The organism is Streptomyces tendae, assembly GCF_008632955.1.
Classification (GTDB): Bacteria; Actinomycetota; Actinomycetes; order Streptomycetales; family Streptomycetaceae; genus Streptomyces.
This window is the reverse complement of sequence record NZ_CP043959.1, coordinates 2373718-2388869: the sequence shown is the minus strand read 5'-3', so window position 1 is coordinate 2388869 and position 15152 is coordinate 2373718. Positions and strand designations below refer to the sequence as shown.

Annotated in this window: 18 protein-coding genes; 10 read left to right on the top strand and 8 right to left on the bottom strand. The window is 72.9% G+C overall.

Going from position 1 to position 15152, the window contains the following annotated elements:
• Window positions 1-87 precede the first annotated feature (87 nt).
• From F3L20_RS11180 to F3L20_RS11170, 3 genes are all read left to right on the top strand, one after another.
• A complete protein-coding gene (locus F3L20_RS11180; RefSeq protein WP_150154104.1) occupies window positions 88-558 on the top strand; it encodes a winged helix-turn-helix transcriptional regulator in 471 nt (156 codons plus the stop codon).
• 162 nt (window positions 559-720) lie between these two features.
• On the top strand, window positions 721-1596 hold the full coding sequence (locus F3L20_RS11175) for an undecaprenyl-diphosphate phosphatase (RefSeq protein WP_150154103.1): 876 nt from the start codon (window positions 721-723) through the stop codon (window positions 1594-1596).
• Between the two features lie 153 nt (window positions 1597-1749).
• Entirely contained in the window at window positions 1750-1929 is a 180-nt protein-coding gene (locus tag F3L20_RS11170; RefSeq protein WP_033276915.1) for a hypothetical protein, read from the top strand.
• Window positions 1930-2021: 92 nt separating this feature from the next.
• Here the strand turns inward: F3L20_RS11170 and F3L20_RS11165 are convergent, their stop codons facing one another.
• Window positions 2022-2762, bottom strand: a complete 741-nt coding sequence (locus F3L20_RS11165; protein ID WP_150154102.1) for an SDR family NAD(P)-dependent oxidoreductase — start codon at window positions 2760-2762, stop codon at window positions 2022-2024.
• 142 nt (window positions 2763-2904) lie between these two features.
• Here F3L20_RS11165 and F3L20_RS11160 point away from each other — a divergent pair, with 142 nt between their 5' ends.
• Together F3L20_RS11160 and lnt are read left to right on the top strand one after the other, a co-directional pair.
• Complete coding sequence (locus F3L20_RS11160; protein ID WP_150154101.1) at window positions 2905-3381, top strand: nuclear transport factor 2 family protein; 477 nt, start codon at window positions 2905-2907, stop codon at window positions 3379-3381.
• A 77-nt stretch (window positions 3382-3458) separates the two neighbouring features.
• Window positions 3459-5024 carry an apolipoprotein N-acyltransferase gene (gene lnt / locus F3L20_RS11155; protein WP_150154100.1) on the top strand — a complete coding sequence of 522 codons (1566 nt, stop codon included), beginning with the start codon at window positions 3459-3461 and terminating at the stop codon, window positions 5022-5024.
• Here lnt and F3L20_RS11150 read toward each other — a convergent pair.
• Together F3L20_RS11150 and F3L20_RS11145 are read right to left on the bottom strand one after the other, a co-directional pair.
• The gene (locus F3L20_RS11150) at window positions 4948-5853 is read right to left on the bottom strand and encodes a Gfo/Idh/MocA family protein (RefSeq protein WP_150154099.1); all 906 of its coding nucleotides are present in this window, start codon (window positions 5851-5853) and stop codon (window positions 4948-4950) included. The genes lnt and F3L20_RS11150 overlap by 77 nt on opposite strands.
• Window positions 5850-7130 (bottom strand): FAD-dependent monooxygenase, encoded by a 1281-nt coding sequence (locus tag F3L20_RS11145; RefSeq protein WP_150154098.1) that lies wholly within the window; start codon window positions 7128-7130, stop codon window positions 5850-5852. Before F3L20_RS11145 ends, F3L20_RS11150 begins: the two co-directional genes overlap by 4 nt.
• An 88-nt stretch (window positions 7131-7218) precedes the next feature.
• Here F3L20_RS11145 and F3L20_RS11140 point away from each other — a divergent pair, with 88 nt between their 5' ends.
• From F3L20_RS11140 to F3L20_RS11125, 4 genes are all read left to right on the top strand, one after another.
• Window positions 7219-7830: a TetR/AcrR family transcriptional regulator gene (locus F3L20_RS11140; RefSeq protein WP_150154097.1), complete on the top strand. Its 612-nt coding sequence runs from the start codon at window positions 7219-7221 to the stop codon at window positions 7828-7830.
• Window positions 7831-7894: 64 nt separating this feature from the next.
• On the top strand, window positions 7895-8263 hold the full coding sequence (locus F3L20_RS11135) for a VOC family protein (protein ID WP_240810875.1): 369 nt from the start codon (window positions 7895-7897) through the stop codon (window positions 8261-8263).
• 88 nt (window positions 8264-8351) lie between these two features.
• On the top strand, window positions 8352-8864 hold the full coding sequence (locus F3L20_RS11130) for a DinB family protein (protein WP_150154095.1): 513 nt from the start codon (window positions 8352-8354) through the stop codon (window positions 8862-8864).
• A 271-nt stretch (window positions 8865-9135) separates the two neighbouring features.
• Window positions 9136-9474: a hypothetical protein gene (locus F3L20_RS11125; RefSeq protein ID WP_346768090.1), complete on the top strand. Its 339-nt coding sequence runs from the start codon at window positions 9136-9138 to the stop codon at window positions 9472-9474.
• Between the two features lie 13 nt (window positions 9475-9487).
• Here the strand turns inward: F3L20_RS11125 and F3L20_RS11120 are convergent, their stop codons facing one another.
• The 5 genes from F3L20_RS11120 to fabG form a co-directional block, all read right to left on the bottom strand.
• Window positions 9488-10000, bottom strand: coding sequence for a hypothetical protein (locus tag F3L20_RS11120; RefSeq protein WP_150154094.1), 513 nt, complete (start codon window positions 9998-10000; stop codon window positions 9488-9490).
• A gap of 150 nt (window positions 10001-10150) precedes the next feature.
• On the bottom strand, window positions 10151-10834 hold the full coding sequence (ung, locus tag F3L20_RS11115) for a uracil-DNA glycosylase (protein ID WP_150154093.1): 684 nt from the start codon (window positions 10832-10834) through the stop codon (window positions 10151-10153).
• Between the two features lie 92 nt (window positions 10835-10926).
• Window positions 10927-12513 (bottom strand): ABC transporter substrate-binding protein, encoded by a 1587-nt coding sequence (locus tag F3L20_RS11110; RefSeq protein WP_167534507.1) that lies wholly within the window; start codon window positions 12511-12513, stop codon window positions 10927-10929.
• A 231-nt stretch (window positions 12514-12744) separates the two neighbouring features.
• Complete coding sequence (locus F3L20_RS11105) at window positions 12745-13503, bottom strand: SDR family oxidoreductase (protein ID WP_145826121.1); 759 nt, start codon at window positions 13501-13503, stop codon at window positions 12745-12747.
• 11 nt (window positions 13504-13514) lie between these two features.
• Window positions 13515-14276 (bottom strand): 3-oxoacyl-ACP reductase FabG, encoded by a 762-nt coding sequence (gene fabG, locus F3L20_RS11100; RefSeq protein ID WP_145826122.1) that lies wholly within the window; start codon window positions 14274-14276, stop codon window positions 13515-13517.
• A 300-nt stretch (window positions 14277-14576) separates the two neighbouring features.
• Here fabG and F3L20_RS11095 point away from each other — a divergent pair, with 300 nt between their 5' ends.
• Window positions 14577-15146 (top strand): excalibur calcium-binding domain-containing protein, encoded by a 570-nt coding sequence (locus F3L20_RS11095; protein ID WP_150154091.1) that lies wholly within the window; start codon window positions 14577-14579, stop codon window positions 15144-15146.
• Window positions 15147-15152: the final 6 nt, after the last annotated feature.

The following is a 15152-nucleotide window of genomic DNA, read 5'->3' as shown; positions in this document are numbered from 1 at the left end:
CTACCGGTGAGTAGGAAATCCGAACTCACCATAACCCCATCAGTTGGAAAAACAAACCCTGCACCGGAGAGCCCGTAAACTGGCCTCATGGCCGCCTCCAAAGACCCGCGTCCCTGCTCCGTCGCCGACACGCTCGCCCTCGTGGGCGAGAAGTACTCCCTGCTCGTGCTGCGCGAGGTGTGCCTCGGCAACGGCCGCTTCGACCAGCTCGTGCGCAACATCGGCGCCCCGCGCGACATCCTGGCCACGCGGCTGCGCCGGCTGGTCGACGCCGGGATCCTCACCAAGCGGCCGTACAGCGAGCGCCCGCAGCGCTTCGAGTACCGGCCCACCCAGGCGGGACTCGAACTGGAGCCCGTGCTGTGGACCCTGATGGAGTGGGGCGACCGGCACCTGCGGGCCGAGAGCGGCATCCCGATGGTGCTGGAGCACAGCTGCGGCGACGACTTCGTCCCGGTCGTCACCTGCCGGGCCTGCGGCGAGGAGGCGCACCACCAGGACCTGACCGCGCATCCCCAGGCCCCCGGCTGGACCGTGCGTGGCCCGGCGGCCGCCTGAGCGTCACCGGCGGGGACACGAGGGGCCATCCGGCCTTCCCGGAACATTCATCTCGGAGCGCTACAGTTCGCCGTCGGCGCGCCCGGAGATCGACACACCGCACCCGGCGGTGGGGTGTGCCCTTCGACCGTTCCGCGATCGGCACTTGGATCCCGCTGCCTCATGTCTTGGTTCGAATCACTGATCCTCGGACTCGTCCAGGGTCTGACCGAGTTCCTGCCCGTCTCCTCCAGCGCTCACCTGCGGCTGACCGCGGCCTTCTCCGGCTGGGAGGACCCCGGTGCGGCCTTCACCGCGATCACCCAGATCGGCACGGAGGCCGCGGTGCTGATCTACTTCCGCAAGGACATCGGACGCATCCTGTCCGCGTGGACGCGCTCGTTGACGGACAAGGAGATGCGCCGGGACCAGGACGCCCGCACGGGCTGGCTGGTCGTCGTCGGCTCGATCCCGATCGGTGTGCTCGGGGTGACGCTCAAGGACCAGATCGAGGGGCCGTTCCGCGATCTGCGGCTGACGGCCGCGATGCTGATCGGCATGGGCATCGTCCTCGGCGTCGCCGACCGGCTCGCGGCGCGGGCCGAGAGCGGCGGCCGGCACCGGGTGGCGGCTCCCCGCAAGGAGTTGAGCGACCTGAACGTCAGGGACGGCCTGATCTACGGCCTCTGCCAGGCGCTGGCACTCATTCCGGGCGTCTCGCGCTCCGGAGCCACCATCAGCGGCGGTCTGTTCATGGGCTACCGGCGTGAGGCAGCGGCCCGTTACTCGTTCCTGCTCGCCATCCCCGCCGTGCTGGCGTCCGGCCTGTTCGAGCTGAAGGACGCGGCGGACGGCGGCCATGTCTCCTGGGGGCCGACCCTCTTCGCCACGGTGATCGCGTTCGTCACCGGATACGCGGTGATCGCCTGGTTCATGAAGTTCATCTCGACCAAGAGCTTCATGCCGTTCGTCTGGTACCGGATCGTGCTCGGGGTGGTCATCCTCGCCCTGGTCGCCGCCGGCGCCCTCAGCCCGCACGCGGCGGAGTCGGCGGGCTGAGCGCGCCGGGGACGCGGCGCCGGCCGGACGCTCGCGGGCGGCCGGCGCGCGGCTCATCCGCCCGGGACGTGTCCGCGGCACGTGACCGAACCCATACGGGTCCCGTAGCCGTCCGGTAGCGCAGGGTCAGTCCCTGGCCCTAGGCTTGTCCGCATGTCCCCCGATTTAACGCCCCCTGGTTCCGCGCGGTCCGCCGCCGAGGTGAACGAGCAGATCCGCGCCCTGTGGCTGCGGGCGGGCGGGTCCCTGTCCGCCCAGGAGCGTGAGGAGTACGAGATGCTGGTGGTCGAGTGGGCGGCCGCGATCCGCGGCCGGGTCGTCGAGGCGGCCTGACCGCCGTCGGGCTCCTGGCCCGGCGCCGGCCCACCCGGCCGCTGCGGGGTCGCCGGCCCCGGCCCTGACGGAACCGGCGCCGCCGCCCCTCCTCAGCGTCCGCCCGCGACCCGCAGGACCGTCCCCGTGGTGTACGAGGCGTCCGGCGACATCAGCCAGGCGACGGCCGCCGCGATCTCCTCCGCCTGTCCCGCCCGCCGCAGCGGAATACTCCCGGCCATGTCCCGCACCCGGTCCGGAGCCCCCATCGCGGCATGCATCTCCGTGTCGATCAGGCCCGGCGCGACCGCGTTGACCCGGATCCCGTCCGGCCCGAGTTCCTTGGACAGCCCGAGGGTGAGGGCGTCGACGGCGGCCTTGGTCGCCGCGTAGTGCACGTACTCGCCGGGGCTGCCCAGGGTGGCGGCGCCCGACGAGATGTTCACGATCACGCCCTCGCCGCGCGGCGTCATCAACTGAGCGGCCCGCCGCGTGCACAGCAGCGTGCCGATCACGTTGACGTCGACGACCCGCCGCAGCGTGTCCGTGCCGACCTCCGTGAAGCGGCCCAGCGGCCCGGTCACCGCCGCGTTGTTCACCAAACCCGTCAGCGGGCCGAGTTCGCGCTCCGCCACCTCGAACAGCCGCTCCACGTCGGCCTCGTCCGACGTGTCCGCCCTCGCCGTCACCGCCCGTGCCCCCGCGGCCCGCACGTCCTCGGCCACCTTCTCGGCCGCGTCGGCGTCCCGGACGTAGTTCACCACCACGTCGTGTCCCTCCTCCGCCAGCCGCCGGCAGGTCGCCGCACCGATGCCCCGGCTTCCCCCGGTGACCACCGTGACCAGACGCTTCATGAGTACCTCCTGGCGCAGAACGTGAGACGAAGATCCCCAGGCTCGCAGACGCGCGCGCAGGCCGTCGCGCGGGGGCCCACCGGCCGGGGAATGTCCGCGCATGCCCCTTGGCTGCGCCCCCGGCGTGGTCGACACTGAGCCGATGACGCAGCGTGTGGAGCTCGCGACCGTACGGGACCGGCTGGCCGTGGACGAGCTCGTCACCGACTACGCGGTGGCCGTCGACGACGGCGACTGGGAGACGTACCGGCGGCTGTTCACCGCGGACGGACGGGCGGACCACCGCGCCGCCGGCGGCATCGAGGGGGACGCCCGCGCGGTGGCCGGCTGGCTGGCGGAGCGGTTCGCGGAGTTCCCCGTACGGCAGCACCTCTTCGTCAACCGCCGTATACGGCTGGGCCCTTGGGAGGGGGACACCGGTGACACGGCCGAGGTGCGGGCCGACTACGTGCTTCCCGCCGGCCGTGCCGGAAAGGCGGGCGCGGGGGCCGGCCTGGACCTGCTGAGCGGCGGCCGGTGCGACTTCTCGACGCTGCGGACGGACGACGGCTGGCGGCTGACCCGGGTGGTGGTGCGCGAGAAGTGGCGCCGCCTGCCCGGCTCCGGGCGGATGATGTGATCGACTGAACCGTCGTGCGCCCCATCCGGTCGTGTCCCGGACGCACACTGGAGGCACGACGGGGTAGGGAGGCGCCCATGAACCACATCGGCCACCACCTCGCCTCCCCCTGGCGCCGCTCGCTCGCCGCCGCGCTCGCGGGCGCGCTGCCCGTCCTGGCCTTCCCCGCCCCGAACCTGTGGTGGATCGCCTACGTCGCCCTGGTCCCCTGGCTGCTGCTGATCCGTACGGCGCCGACCGGGCGGCGGGCCGCCTTCGACGGCTGGTGGGGCGGATTCGGGTTCATGCTGGCCATGCACCACTGGCTGCTGCCCAGCCTGCACGTGTTCACGTTCGTCATCGCCGCGCTGCTGGGGGCACTGTGGGCGCCCTGGGGGTGGCTGGTGCGCCGGACGCTGGGCGGGGTGCCGTCCGGGGGCCGGGTGGCGGCCGCGCTGCTCGTCGTGCCGTCGGGCTGGCTGGCCGTGGAGCTGGTCCGCTCCTGGCAGGGTCTGGGCGGGCCGTGGGGGGTGCTCGGCGCGAGCCAGTGGCAGGTGGAGGCGGCGCTGCGGCTGGCGTCGGTCGGCGGCGTGTGGCTGACCGGCTTCCTGATCGTGGCCCTGAACGTCGCCGTGGCCGTGCTGGTGGCGGTGCGCCGGGCGCGGGTGCCGGCCGTGGCCGGGCTGGCCGCCGTGGCCGCCGCCACGTCGGCCGCGTGGGTGTGGTCGCCCCGCCCGGACCCCGGCGACCGGACGCGGATCGCGCTGGTCCAGCCGGGCGTCGTCGCCGGACGCGACAGCGCCGACCGCCGCTTCGACCGCGAGGAACAGCTGACCCGCGAACTCGCGGGCCGGGACGTCGACCTGGTCGTCTGGGGCGAGAGCAGCGTCGGCTTCGACCTCGGCGACCGCCTCGACCTCGCCCGGCGGCTGGCCGCGCTGTCCCGGGAGACCGGCGCGGAGATCCTGGTCAACGTGGACGCCAGGCGGTCGGACCAGCCCGGCATCTACAAGAGCTCGGTCCTCGTCGGCCCGGACGGCCCGACCGGCGACCGGTACGACAAAATGCGGCTGGTGCCGTTCGGCGAGTACATTCCGGCCCGTTCCCTGCTGGGCTGGGCGACGTCCGTCGGCAAGGCGGCCGGCGAGGACCGGCGGCAGGGCACCGAACAGGTCGTCATGGACGTGGCGGGCGGCCCGCGCATCGGCCCGATGGTGTGCTTCGAGTCCGCGTTCCCCGACATGAGCCGCCATCTCGCGCAGGACGGCGCCGACGTGCTGCTCGCGCAGTCCTCCACGTCGACGTTCCAGCACAGCTGGGCGCCTGAGCAGCACGCCTCGCTGGCCGCGCTGCGTGCCGCCGAGACCGGCCGCCCGATGGTGCACGCGACCCTGACCGGCGTCTCCGCCGTGTATGGCCCGGACGGCGGGCGGATCGGCCCGTGGCTCGGCACGGACGCGTCCGCCGCGCAGGTCTACGAGGTGCCGCTGGCGCACGGCACCACGCCGTACGTCCGCTTCGGCGACTGGCCGCCACAGGGGGCGCTGCTCGTCCTCGCGGTCTACGGCGCGGTGGGACTGGCGCGGTTCAGGCGAGGCGCTCGTGGACCGCTTGTACCACCCGTTCGCACAGTTCATGGGTCGCCAATGCGTCACGGGCGCTGAGCACCTTGCCCGCGCGCACCGCGTCCAGGAAGGCAAGCGCCGCCTGCTCGATGCCGCGCTGCCGGGAGACCGGCACCCAGTCGCCACGCCGCCGCACGGTCGGCTGGCCCTTGTGGTCGACCACCTCGGCCAGGTTGACCACCTGGCGCTTGGTGTCCTGGCCGGACACCTCAAGGATCTCCTCGGCGGAGCCGCTGAGCCGGTTCATCACCCCGAGGGCGGTGAAGCCGTCGCCGGAGAGCTGGAGCACCACGTGGTGCAGCAGCCCGTCCTCGGTGCGGGCGCGGACGGTGACGTCGTCGACCTGGCCGGGCACCAGGAAGCGCAGGGTGTCCACCACGTGGATGAAGTCGTCGAGGACCATCCGGCGCGGTTCCTCGGGCAGCCCGACCCGGTTCTTCTGCATGAGGATCAGCTCGCGCGGGTGGTCGGCGCACTGCGCGTAGCCGGGGGCGAAACGCCGGTTGAAGCCGACGGCGAGGCTGGTGCCGCGCTCCTCGGCGAGCGCCACGAGCCGCTCGGAGTCGGCGAGTTCGTAGGCGAGCGGCTTGTCGACGTAGGTCGGCACACCGGCCTCCAGGAGCCGGGTCACGATCTCCGGGTGGACGTCGGTCGGGGCGTGCACGAAGGCCGCGTCGAGACCGGTGCCGATCAGCGAGCCGAGGTCTGCGTGACGGTTCGCGGCCGGCAGGTGGAGGGCGTCGGCGACCCGCTCCAGGGTGGCCGGGGTGCGGGTCTGCAGGTGCAGTTCCACCCCGGGCTGGACGGCGAGCACCGGGAGGTAGGCCTTCCGCGCGATGTCACCGAGCCCGATGCAGCCGACCTTCACGGTGTGTTCTCCTCTGGTCCTGGCTTGCCGTGGTCCGCTGCGAGCATACGGGGTGCCCCGTCGCCGTCCCCGCCCGCGCCGGAGGGGCCTCCCGGCGGGCGCCAGTCGGCCACGCCGTCGAAGCCGCGCAGGAGCAGCGCCGGTCCGGCCTTGGACAGCGCGGCGACCGCGTGGTCGCGTACGGCCGCCGCGACGCGGCTGGTCGTGAGGTTGAGGCGGGCCACCCGCACCGCCCGGCGGGTGATCGCGGTGGTACGCGGGAGGCGGGCGGCGGTGTAGCCGGGGAGGTCGTCGGCGACGGGGGACGCCGACGAGGGCCCCGCGTGCGGGCGGGGGAAGGCGAGGGTGACCGCGTCCTCGATCGCCTGGTTGCCGCCCTGGCCGAGGGTGGGCGGCATGGCGTGCGCGGCGTCGCCGAGCAGCGCCACCCGGCCCCGGTGGAAGGCGGGCAGCGGCCGGTCGATGTGGTGGACGTCGTGCCGCAGCACGTCCTCGGGCCGGACGGCGGCCAGCAGTTCGGGAACGGGGGTGTGCCAGTCGCCGAAGAGCCGCAGCAGTGCGGCCCGCTCGTCGTCCGGAGCCCGCTCCCCCGGGGGCCGGACGGCGGCGGCGTAGGCGTAGACCCGGCCGTCCTTGAGCGGGTGGGTGCCCCAGATGCGGCCCCGGCCCCAGGTCTCGTGCGAGGAGAAGGTGACGCCGGGCAGCGGGATCACCGTCCGCCAGGTGGTGAACCCGCTGTACACGACGCCGGGATGGCCGGGGAAGAGGACGCGGCGCACGGCGGAGTGGATGCCGTCGGCGGCCACCACCAGGTCGGCCTCCAGTTCGCCGTCGGGTGTGCTCACGCGGGCGGGCCGGCCGGGGTCGCCCGGGACGCCGGGGTCGAGGAGGCGGGCGGGGGTGCCGGTGCGGACCGTGCCGTCCGGGAGCCGCCCGGCCAGGTGGTCGACGAGGGTGGCACGGTGGAGCAGGACGAGGGGGCCGCCGAAGCGTTCGGCCGCGGTGGCTGCCCCGGTGCGGGACAGCCACCGGCCGCCCGGTGCGCGCAGTCCGCCGTCGCCCTGCCAGGCGGCCAGGGCGCGGATGCCGTCGCCCAGCCCGATGACGTCCAGTCCGCGCAGCGCGTTGGGGGCCAGCGAGATCGCCGCGCCCACCGGGCGGAGCGTCGCGGCCCGCTCCAGCACGGTCACCCGCAGCCCGCGCAGCCGCAGGGCGGCCGCCGCGGTCAGGCCGCCGATTCCCCCGCCGATCACGATCGCCCGTTCGGCCGTTGCCATGGCTCCTCCTGCACGCCGGTGACTACATCTGTAGTGATCCTCGGCTCCAACATACTACAGGCGTAGTGCGACGGGTAGTTTGACGTCCATGTCCGTACGCACCTCCACAGGCGCCCGCGCCGATCTCGTCGCCGACACCGCCCTCGCCCTGCTCGCCGACCGGGGCATGCGGGGGCTGACCCACCGCGCGGTCGACGAGGCGGCCGGGCTCCCCCAGGGGTCCACCTCGAACGTGGCGCGCACCCGGCAGGCGCTGCTGGAGCTGACGGTGCGCAGGCTCGCCGACCGGGAGGCGCGGGTGCTGGCTCTCCACGAGATGCCCGACCCCCGGGAGGGCACCGACGCCCTGCTGGACGCGCTCGCGCTGGCCACCCACCGTGCGCTGACCCGGAACCGCGACCTGACCCTCGCCCGCTACGAACTCGCCCTGGAGGCCACCCGCCGCCCGGAGCTGCGGACGTACTTCGACGCGGCCGGCGCCCGCTTCCGCGACCAGCTCACCGCGCTCGTCACCGGCCTGGGCTCCACGGCACCGGAACGCCACGCGCTCTCCCTGACCGCCTGGGCGGACGGCCTGCTGTTCTCCTGCGTGGCCGGCTCCTACCACGCCCAGGTCCCGTCGGCCGCGGACATCCGCACCGGCCTGCGGGAACTCCTCCACGGGATGCTGGGGGCCGTGACGAGCCGGGCGGAGGAATGACGGCCGGTCTCACGGCGGGGAAAGCGGGCAGCAGCACTCCATGAGGTCCTCACCGCGTTTCACGTTGTCCGCGACCACACTCGACGCGCCGAACGCCCGGGAGCTGGCGCGGTTCTACCAGGACCTGCTCGGGTGGCCGGTACGGAGGGACGAGCCCGACTGGGTCGAGATCGGCCCGTCCGACGGCGGTGCGGGGTTGTCGTTCCAGACGGAGCCGCTGTTCACCCCTCCGCAGTGGCCTTCCACCCGGTCCGGGCAGCAGATGATGACGCACCTGGACATCGAGGTGGACGAGCTGTCGCCGGCGGTCGGGCGTGCCGTCGCCCTCGGGGCGGCCTTGGCGGACTTCCAGCCCCAGGACGACGTGCGGGTCCTGTACGACCCGGCGGGCCACCCGTTCTGCCTCTTCGTCCGCACCGGCGCCGGCACCTGACCCTGGACTCCGCGTTCCGACGCCCCGCGGCCCGACGGCACGGTAAATCCCGTGGTGTGACACGACGTCGGCGGGAAAGGATGCCGGGATGACTACCGAGCGCACCGAACCCGCACAGAACGCCGACGAGCGAAGCATGCTCGAGGGCTGGCTCGACTACCACCGCGACACGCTCGCCTGGAAGTGCGCGGGGCTGACGGACGAGCAGTTGCGGACCGCCTCGGTGCCGCCGTCGGACCTGTCGCTGATGGGGCTGGTGCGCCACATGGCCGAGGTGGAGCGCTCATGGTTCCGCCGGGTGTTCGCCGGCGAGGACGCGGGCCCCCTGTACTACGGCGACGCGGACCCGGACGGCGAGTTCCACCCCGGCGAGGCGGACACCTGGAAGGACGCCTACGAGACCTGGCAGACGGAGATCGCCGCCGCCCGGCGCAACACGGCCGGAGCCGCCCTGGACGACCTCTCCCTGGGACGGCACCACTCGCACCCCCAGCCGTGCTCCCTGCGCTGGATCTACACCCACATGATCGAGGAGTACGCCCGCCACAACGGCCACGCGGATCTGCTCCGGCAGCGGATCGACGGCGTCACCGGCGAATGACGTCACCCCTCACACGGACGACACCCCCGAAGGGGGTCGGAGATCACCCGTGCGGGGTATGCGGCGCCTGTCCGTCCACCATGCGGAGGGCGGAGCCAGCAAAGTGGCGGGGGTGCAGCGAACGACGACCACAGCAACGCTTCTGGTGACCGTGGCGGTCGCCGCCCTCTCGGGCTGTGTGACGGTCCAGCGTCCCCTCGCGCCGGGCCCGGCGTCGGCACCTCCCCCAGGGGCCGGGCACGACGCGGCGGGACGCGAGGAGTCGCCGGTCGTGCAGGCACCCGCGCGGGAGGCGCTGGAGATGGTCGACCCGCCCGCGTCGCCCGGGGCGTCGCCGTCGGCCGCAACCACCTCCGCGGCCCGGCCTCCGCGGCCGGACACCCCGTCCGACGCGCGCAACGGGCAGGAGCGGTCCCAGCAGTCCCGGAGCCCCCAGCTGCCCGAGCCGGGCCGGCGCACGCCCACCCGGCGTCCGCCGGCCCGGCTGCCGGACGTCGGCCGGTCACTGGAGTCCGGGAACTCCGACGTGTGCGCGCTGGGCAGGGAGTACGGCGGCTGGCCGGCGGACAGCCCGCAGGCGCGGATCTGCCAGGACACCTACGGACGCTGAGCCGCGGAGCACCTCAAGGGCGCTGCCGGGGCGGCCCCGGTCCCCCGGGCGGCGTCCCGTCGTCGCCGAGCCGTGCCGCCAGGCGGCGGATGGCGGCCCGTACGCCGTCGCCGTAGCGGTCGTCGGCGAGGGTGCGGGCGGCGCCCCGGGCCCGGTCCAGGTGGGTGCGGGCCGCGTCGGGGCGGCCGAGGCGGGCGTAGTCGTCGGCCAGGCTCAGATGCAGCGACGGGTAGAGGGCGCGCACCGCGGCGGCGCCCTGCCGGGCCGGGGACCGGCCGGCCTCGTCGGCCGCCGTCAGCGCCCGCAGATCCCAGGCCAGTTCGTCCTCGGGGTCGTCCTGGGTGTCGGCGAGGTAGTGGGCGAGCGTGCAGCGGTGCAGGGGGTCGCCGTGCTCACCGATCTCCGCCCAGAGGCCGAGGAAGCGGTGCCTGGCCTCCTCACGGTCGCCCGCGTGGTGCAGTATCACCACCTGGCCGATCCGGGTCAGCACGGCGTCCGGCGCCGCCTGCTCCTGTCGCTCCGCCACCACGTCCTCCGCACCGTCGCCCGCTGTCGCCCGCGTCGCCCCCGACGCTAGCCGCAGAAAGGGGTGATACCGGACAAGCCGCTCCGGGACGTGCCGGGTGTGAGGACGCACGGGCCCGTCCACACCCGGCCGGACGGCACGGTGGGCCGGTCAGCCCAGGTTCGGGACGGTCCAGTCGATCGGCTGGTGCCCCTGCGCGGCCACCGCCTCGTCGATCCGCGAGAACGGCCGGGAGCCGAAGAACTTCTTCGCGGACAGCGGTGACGGGTGCGCGCCCTTGACCACCACGTGCCGGCTCTCGTCGATCAGCGGCAGCTTTTTCTGCGCGTAGTTGCCCCACAGCACGAAGACCGCCGGGTCGGGGCGGTTCGCCACCGCGCGGATCACCGCGTCGGTGAACAGCTCCCAGCCCCTGCCCTTGTGCGAGTTGGCCTCGCCCGCGCGGACCGTGAGCACCGCGTTGAGCAGCAGCACGCCCTGCCGGGCCCACGGCATCAGGTAACCGTTGTCCGGGACGGGTGTCCCGAGGTCGGCGTGGAGTTCCTTGTAGATGTTGCGCAGGGACGGCGGGACCTTCACGCCGGGCCGGACCGAGAAGCACAGGCCGTGGCCCTGGCCCTCGCCGTGGTACGGGTCCTGGCCGAGGACCAGGACCTTCACCTGGTCGTACGGCGTGGCGTCCAGGGCCGCGAAGACCTCCTCGCGGGGCGGGTAGACGGGACCGCGCGCCCGCTCCTCCTCGACGAACTCGGTCAGCTCCTTGAAGTAGGGCTGCTGCAGTTCGTCACCCAGAACCCCGCGCCAGGACTCGGGCAGCATGGCGATGTCGGTCACGTCAACTTCCTCACACGCGTGGTCGCTTCCAGGCCTCAGAACCTACAGGCGACCACTGACAACCGGCCCCGCGGTCGGCCGTTCCGGGCGCTCTACCAGCTGGTCTTCCGGGACAGCTGCCACATCATCATGATCGTGGAGGGGTCCAGGGCACGCTCGGCGCCCGAGATGTCCCGGCTCGCCGCCACGTACTGCCGGCCCTGCCACAGCGGGAGCAGCCGCGCGTCGTTGACGAGGAGCTGCTGGGCCTCCTCGAACTGCTTCACCACGTTGCCGCGGTCGCTCTCCCGTCGCGAGCTGGGCAGCAGATCGTTGACGATCTTCTTGGCCTCGTACGGCGTGCCGAGCGCATTCTGCTCGCCGACGAACGGGGCGATGAAGTTGTCCGCGTCCGGGAAGTCGGGGAACCAGCCACGGCCGAACACCGGGTACTCGCCCTTCTGGTAGCCCTCGACGTAGGTCTTCCAGGGGCGGCTCTTCAGCGTGACGTCGAACAGCTTCGACGACTCCAGCTGCCGCTCCAGCTCCTTGAACTCCAGAGCGGTCTCGGAGCCGTAGCGGTCCGAGGTGTACCAGAGGGTGAGCGGCACCGGCTCGGTGATGCCCGCGTCGGTGAGGATCTCGCGGGCCTTCTTCGCACTGGGCTCGCCGAAGTCGTCGAAGAAGCCGGTGGTGTGGCCGGTCAGCCCCTTGGGGACCATCGAGTACAGCGGGTCGACGGTGTCCTTGTAGACCTTGTGCGCGATCGCCGGGCGGTCGACGAGCTGCGCGATGGCGTGGCGCACCGCCTTCTTGCCGGCCCACGGGTCTTCGGGGTTGAACACCAGGTAGTTGATGTCGGTCCCGGTGCCGTCGATGAGCTGGATCTCCTCCTCCTTGGAGGTCCTGCCCTGCAGTTCGACGATGTCACCGGCGGCCAGGCCGCGGTACGTCAGGTCGATCCGCTCGTCGCGCAGCGCCTCGACCATGGCGCCGGACTCCTGGAAGTAGCGGATGGTGACCGCGCTGTTCTTCCGCTCGGCGTAGCCCTTGTAGCGGTCGTTGCCGACCAGCCGGGCCTCCTTGCCCTCGTCGTACGACTGCAGGGTGTAGGGACCGGACCCGAGGACGCTCTTGTCCTCGCGCAGGGCGTCCGCCGGGTAGGAGTCGGGGTCGACGATCGACATCGCGGGGGTCGCGAGCACGAACGGGAAGGTGGCGTCCGGCTTGTTGAGGTAGAAGACGACCTCGCGCTCGCTCGGCGCCTGGACCCGTTCGAGGCTGCCGAGCAGACCGGCCGGACCGCCGTTGACGTTGATCTCGCGGATCCGGTCGATCGAGTGCTTGACCGCCCGGGCGTCGAGCTTGTCGCCGTCGGAGAAGGTGAGGCCCTCCCGCAGCTCGCAGCGGAACACCTGGTTGGAGGTGTCGGAGAACTCGCAGCTCTCCGCCGCGTCCGGCTGCGGTGTGGTCGCGCCCACCGGGTAACTCAGCAGCGTCTGGTAGATGTTGCGGAACAGCTCCCAGGAGCTGTCCCAGGACGCGGCAGGATCCAGCGTGCTGGGCGAGCTGGTGGTTCCCACGACGATGGGTCCCTCGTCCTCCGGGCTGTCGGACGACAGGACGCCGCATCCGGCCACCAGGGACGATATGGACGCGATGGCCGCCACCCGCCGCAGGCATCGGTTCCGGTTGAACACGCGCACGCTCCTCGATCTGCCATACCAAGGGTCGGCGAACCATACCGCAGTGATACGCCCGCTGACCCTCCTCAGAACGGGCCTTGAGATCAACTCGCGGATGACTACGTTGTCAGGTGTGTTTCGGTCCCAAATCGCCGACACGGGCGCCGTTTTCGTCAACGGCGCCCGTGTCGGGAGTGGCGGTCGGGGCCCGTGCGTACGCGTGGTGCGCGGGCGCGGGCGGCAGGGTCAGCCGACGCCGGCGTTCAGGAAGATGCCGCCGTCGACGACCAGGGTCTGGCCGGTGACCCAGTCCGACTGGTCCGAGGTGAGGAACGCGGCCGCCCCGCCGATGTCGGACGGCACGCCGAGCCGGCCGAGCGGGTAGGACGCGGCGGCCTCCGCCTCCCGGCCCTCGTACAGGGCCTGCGCGAACTTGGTCTTCACCACCGCCGGGGCGATGGCGTTGACCCGCACCCTGGGCGCGAACTCGTGCGCCAGCTGCTGGGTCAGGTTGATCAGCGCCGCCTTGCTGACGCCGTACGCCGCGATGAACGGCGAGGGCGCGATACCCGCGACGGAGGCGATGTTGACGATCGCCCCGCCGTTGTCCTTCTGCCAGGCGTGCCAGGTCTTCTGCGCGAAGCCGAGCGCGGAGATCACATTGGTCTCGAAGACCTTGCGCGCCACGTTCAGGTCGAGGTCGGCGATCGGCCCGAAGACCGGGTTGGTGCCCGCGTTGTTGACCAGGAAGTCGACCCGGCCGAAGGCCTCCATCACGCGCTCGACGGCGAGCGCCTGGTGGGCCTCGTCGTGCGCCTTGCCGGCCACGTGGACGGCCCGGTCGGCGCCGAGCTGCTCGACGGCCTCCTTGAGGGCGTCCTCGTTGCGTCCGGTGATGCAGACCCGGTCGCCGCGGGCGACCAGCGCCTCGGCGACGCCGTAGCCGATGCCGCGGCTGGCGCCGGTGATCAGCGCGACCTTGCCGGTGGGTTCCACTGTCGTCATGTCCGGTCCCCCTAGTCGAGCGGTCCGCCGGCCACGTACAGCACCTGGCCGGAGACGAAGCCGGCCGCGTCCGCGGCGAAGAAGGCGATGGCGTTGGCGACGTCCTCGGGCTCACCCACGCGGGCGACCGGGATCGCGGTGGCGGCGGCGGCCTTGAAGTCGTCGAAGCCCATGCCGACACGGTCGGCCGTGGCCTTGGTCATCTCGGTGGCGATGAAGCCGGGGGCGACGGCGTTGGCGGTGACGCCGAACTTGCCGAGCTCCTTGGCGAGGGTCTTGGTGAAGCCCTGCAGACCGGCCTTGGCGGCGGAGTAGTTGACCTGGCCGCGGTTGCCGAGCGCGGAGGAGGACGACAGGTTGACGATCCGGCCGAAGCCGGCGTCGACCATGTGCTTCTGGCAGGCCTTCGACATCAGGAAGGCGCCGCGCAGGTGCACGTTCATGACGGTGTCCCAGTCGGAGACGCTCATCTTGAACAGCAGGTTGTCGCGCAGCACACCCGCGTTGTTGACCAGCACGGTCGGCGCGCCGAGCTCCTCGGCGACGCGCGCGACGGCCGCCTCGACCTGCGCCTCGTCGGAGACGTCGCAGCCGACCGCGATCGCCTTGCCACCGGCGGCGGTGATCTTCTCGACGGTGTCCTTGCAGGCGGCCTCGTCGAGGTCGAGCACGGCGACCGCGCGGCCCTCGGCGGCCAGTCGTACGGCGGTGGCGGCGCCGATGCCGCGCGCGGCACCGGTGACGATCGCGACCCGCTGCTCAGTGGTGGACATTGCTGCTTCTCCTCGCCCTTGGGATGCGGCTCCGGCGGCCCGCCCAGTTCAGTGAGCGACCGCTTAGTACCTTCAGCAGACGTGACGCTAGAAGCCCTGGCACCCGGTGTCAACGGCACACCGCGCCGGTGTGATCCATTCCCCGCCGCCGGGCTCCCCGTCCACGGTCCTCCGGTCCGGCCCCGCCCGCCGTCCGGCGCCGGTGCCGAGCACCCGATCGGCCCAGCGCTGCGCGCCTTCGGGGCGGGCGGCCCCTAGCGTCGAAGCGCGAGCCATCCGTGGCCGGAAAGGAGGCGTTCGATGCGCCGTCGCACCGGTGTCATAGGCACGTTGATCGCGTTCGCCGCGATCGTGCCGTTGGCCGACATCGCCCACGCCCAGGACCTGGACTGCAGCGACTTCACCTACCAGGAGGACGCGCAGACCTTCTTCGAGATGGACCGCAGCGATCCGCACCGGCTCGACGAGGACCCCGGCCCGGACGACGGCATCGCCTGCGAGGCACTGCCCCGGCGCGGCCTCACCTCGTCCACCTTCCGGCCCGCACCGTCACCGCCCCCGACCTCGCGCCCGGCGACACCGACGACCGCCGCCCCGACCCGGACCGCGACCGTGTCGCCGACCCGCTCCGCGAGCCCCACCTCCGCACCGGTCACGCCCACCCGGACGCCCACCGCGACACCGACGCCCACCAGGACGTCCGCCGCGCCGGCCACATCCGCCTCCCCCGCCCCGACGCGCGGTGTGCAGGGCGGCCTCGGCGGCTCCTCGGGCACCGGTCCGAGCGGCTGGGACGTCGGCGTCGGAGCGACGTGCGTGACGGGCGCCCTGCTGGCGGCCGGCCATGTGATCAGGCGCCGCCGCTCCTGAGGCTCG

Excerpts from the sequence above, each read along its gene's own strand:
- F3L20_RS11180 (WP_150154104.1), top strand. The coding sequence starts at position 88 with ATGGCCGCCTCCAAAGACCCGCGTCCCTGCTCCGTCGCCGACACGCTC.
- F3L20_RS11175 (WP_150154103.1), top strand. The coding sequence starts at position 721 with ATGTCTTGGTTCGAATCACTGATCCTCGGACTCGTCCAGGGTCTGACC.
- F3L20_RS11170 (WP_033276915.1), top strand. The coding sequence starts at position 1,750 with ATGTCCCCCGATTTAACGCCCCCTGGTTCCGCGCGGTCCGCCGCCGAG.
- F3L20_RS11165 (WP_150154102.1), bottom strand. The coding sequence starts at position 2,762 with ATGAAGCGTCTGGTCACGGTGGTCACCGGGGGAAGCCGGGGCATCGGT.
- F3L20_RS11160 (WP_150154101.1), top strand. The coding sequence starts at position 2,905 with ATGACGCAGCGTGTGGAGCTCGCGACCGTACGGGACCGGCTGGCCGTG.
- lnt (WP_150154100.1), top strand. The coding sequence starts at position 3,459 with ATGAACCACATCGGCCACCACCTCGCCTCCCCCTGGCGCCGCTCGCTC.
- F3L20_RS11145 (WP_150154098.1), bottom strand. The coding sequence starts at position 7,130 with ATGGCAACGGCCGAACGGGCGATCGTGATCGGCGGGGGAATCGGCGGC.
- F3L20_RS11140 (WP_150154097.1), top strand. The coding sequence starts at position 7,219 with ATGTCCGTACGCACCTCCACAGGCGCCCGCGCCGATCTCGTCGCCGAC.
- F3L20_RS11130 (WP_150154095.1), top strand. The coding sequence starts at position 8,352 with ATGACTACCGAGCGCACCGAACCCGCACAGAACGCCGACGAGCGAAGC.
- F3L20_RS11105 (WP_145826121.1), bottom strand. The coding sequence starts at position 13,503 with ATGACGACAGTGGAACCCACCGGCAAGGTCGCGCTGATCACCGGCGCC.
- fabG (WP_145826122.1), bottom strand. The coding sequence starts at position 14,276 with ATGTCCACCACTGAGCAGCGGGTCGCGATCGTCACCGGTGCCGCGCGC.
- F3L20_RS11095 (WP_150154091.1), top strand. The coding sequence starts at position 14,577 with ATGCGCCGTCGCACCGGTGTCATAGGCACGTTGATCGCGTTCGCCGCG.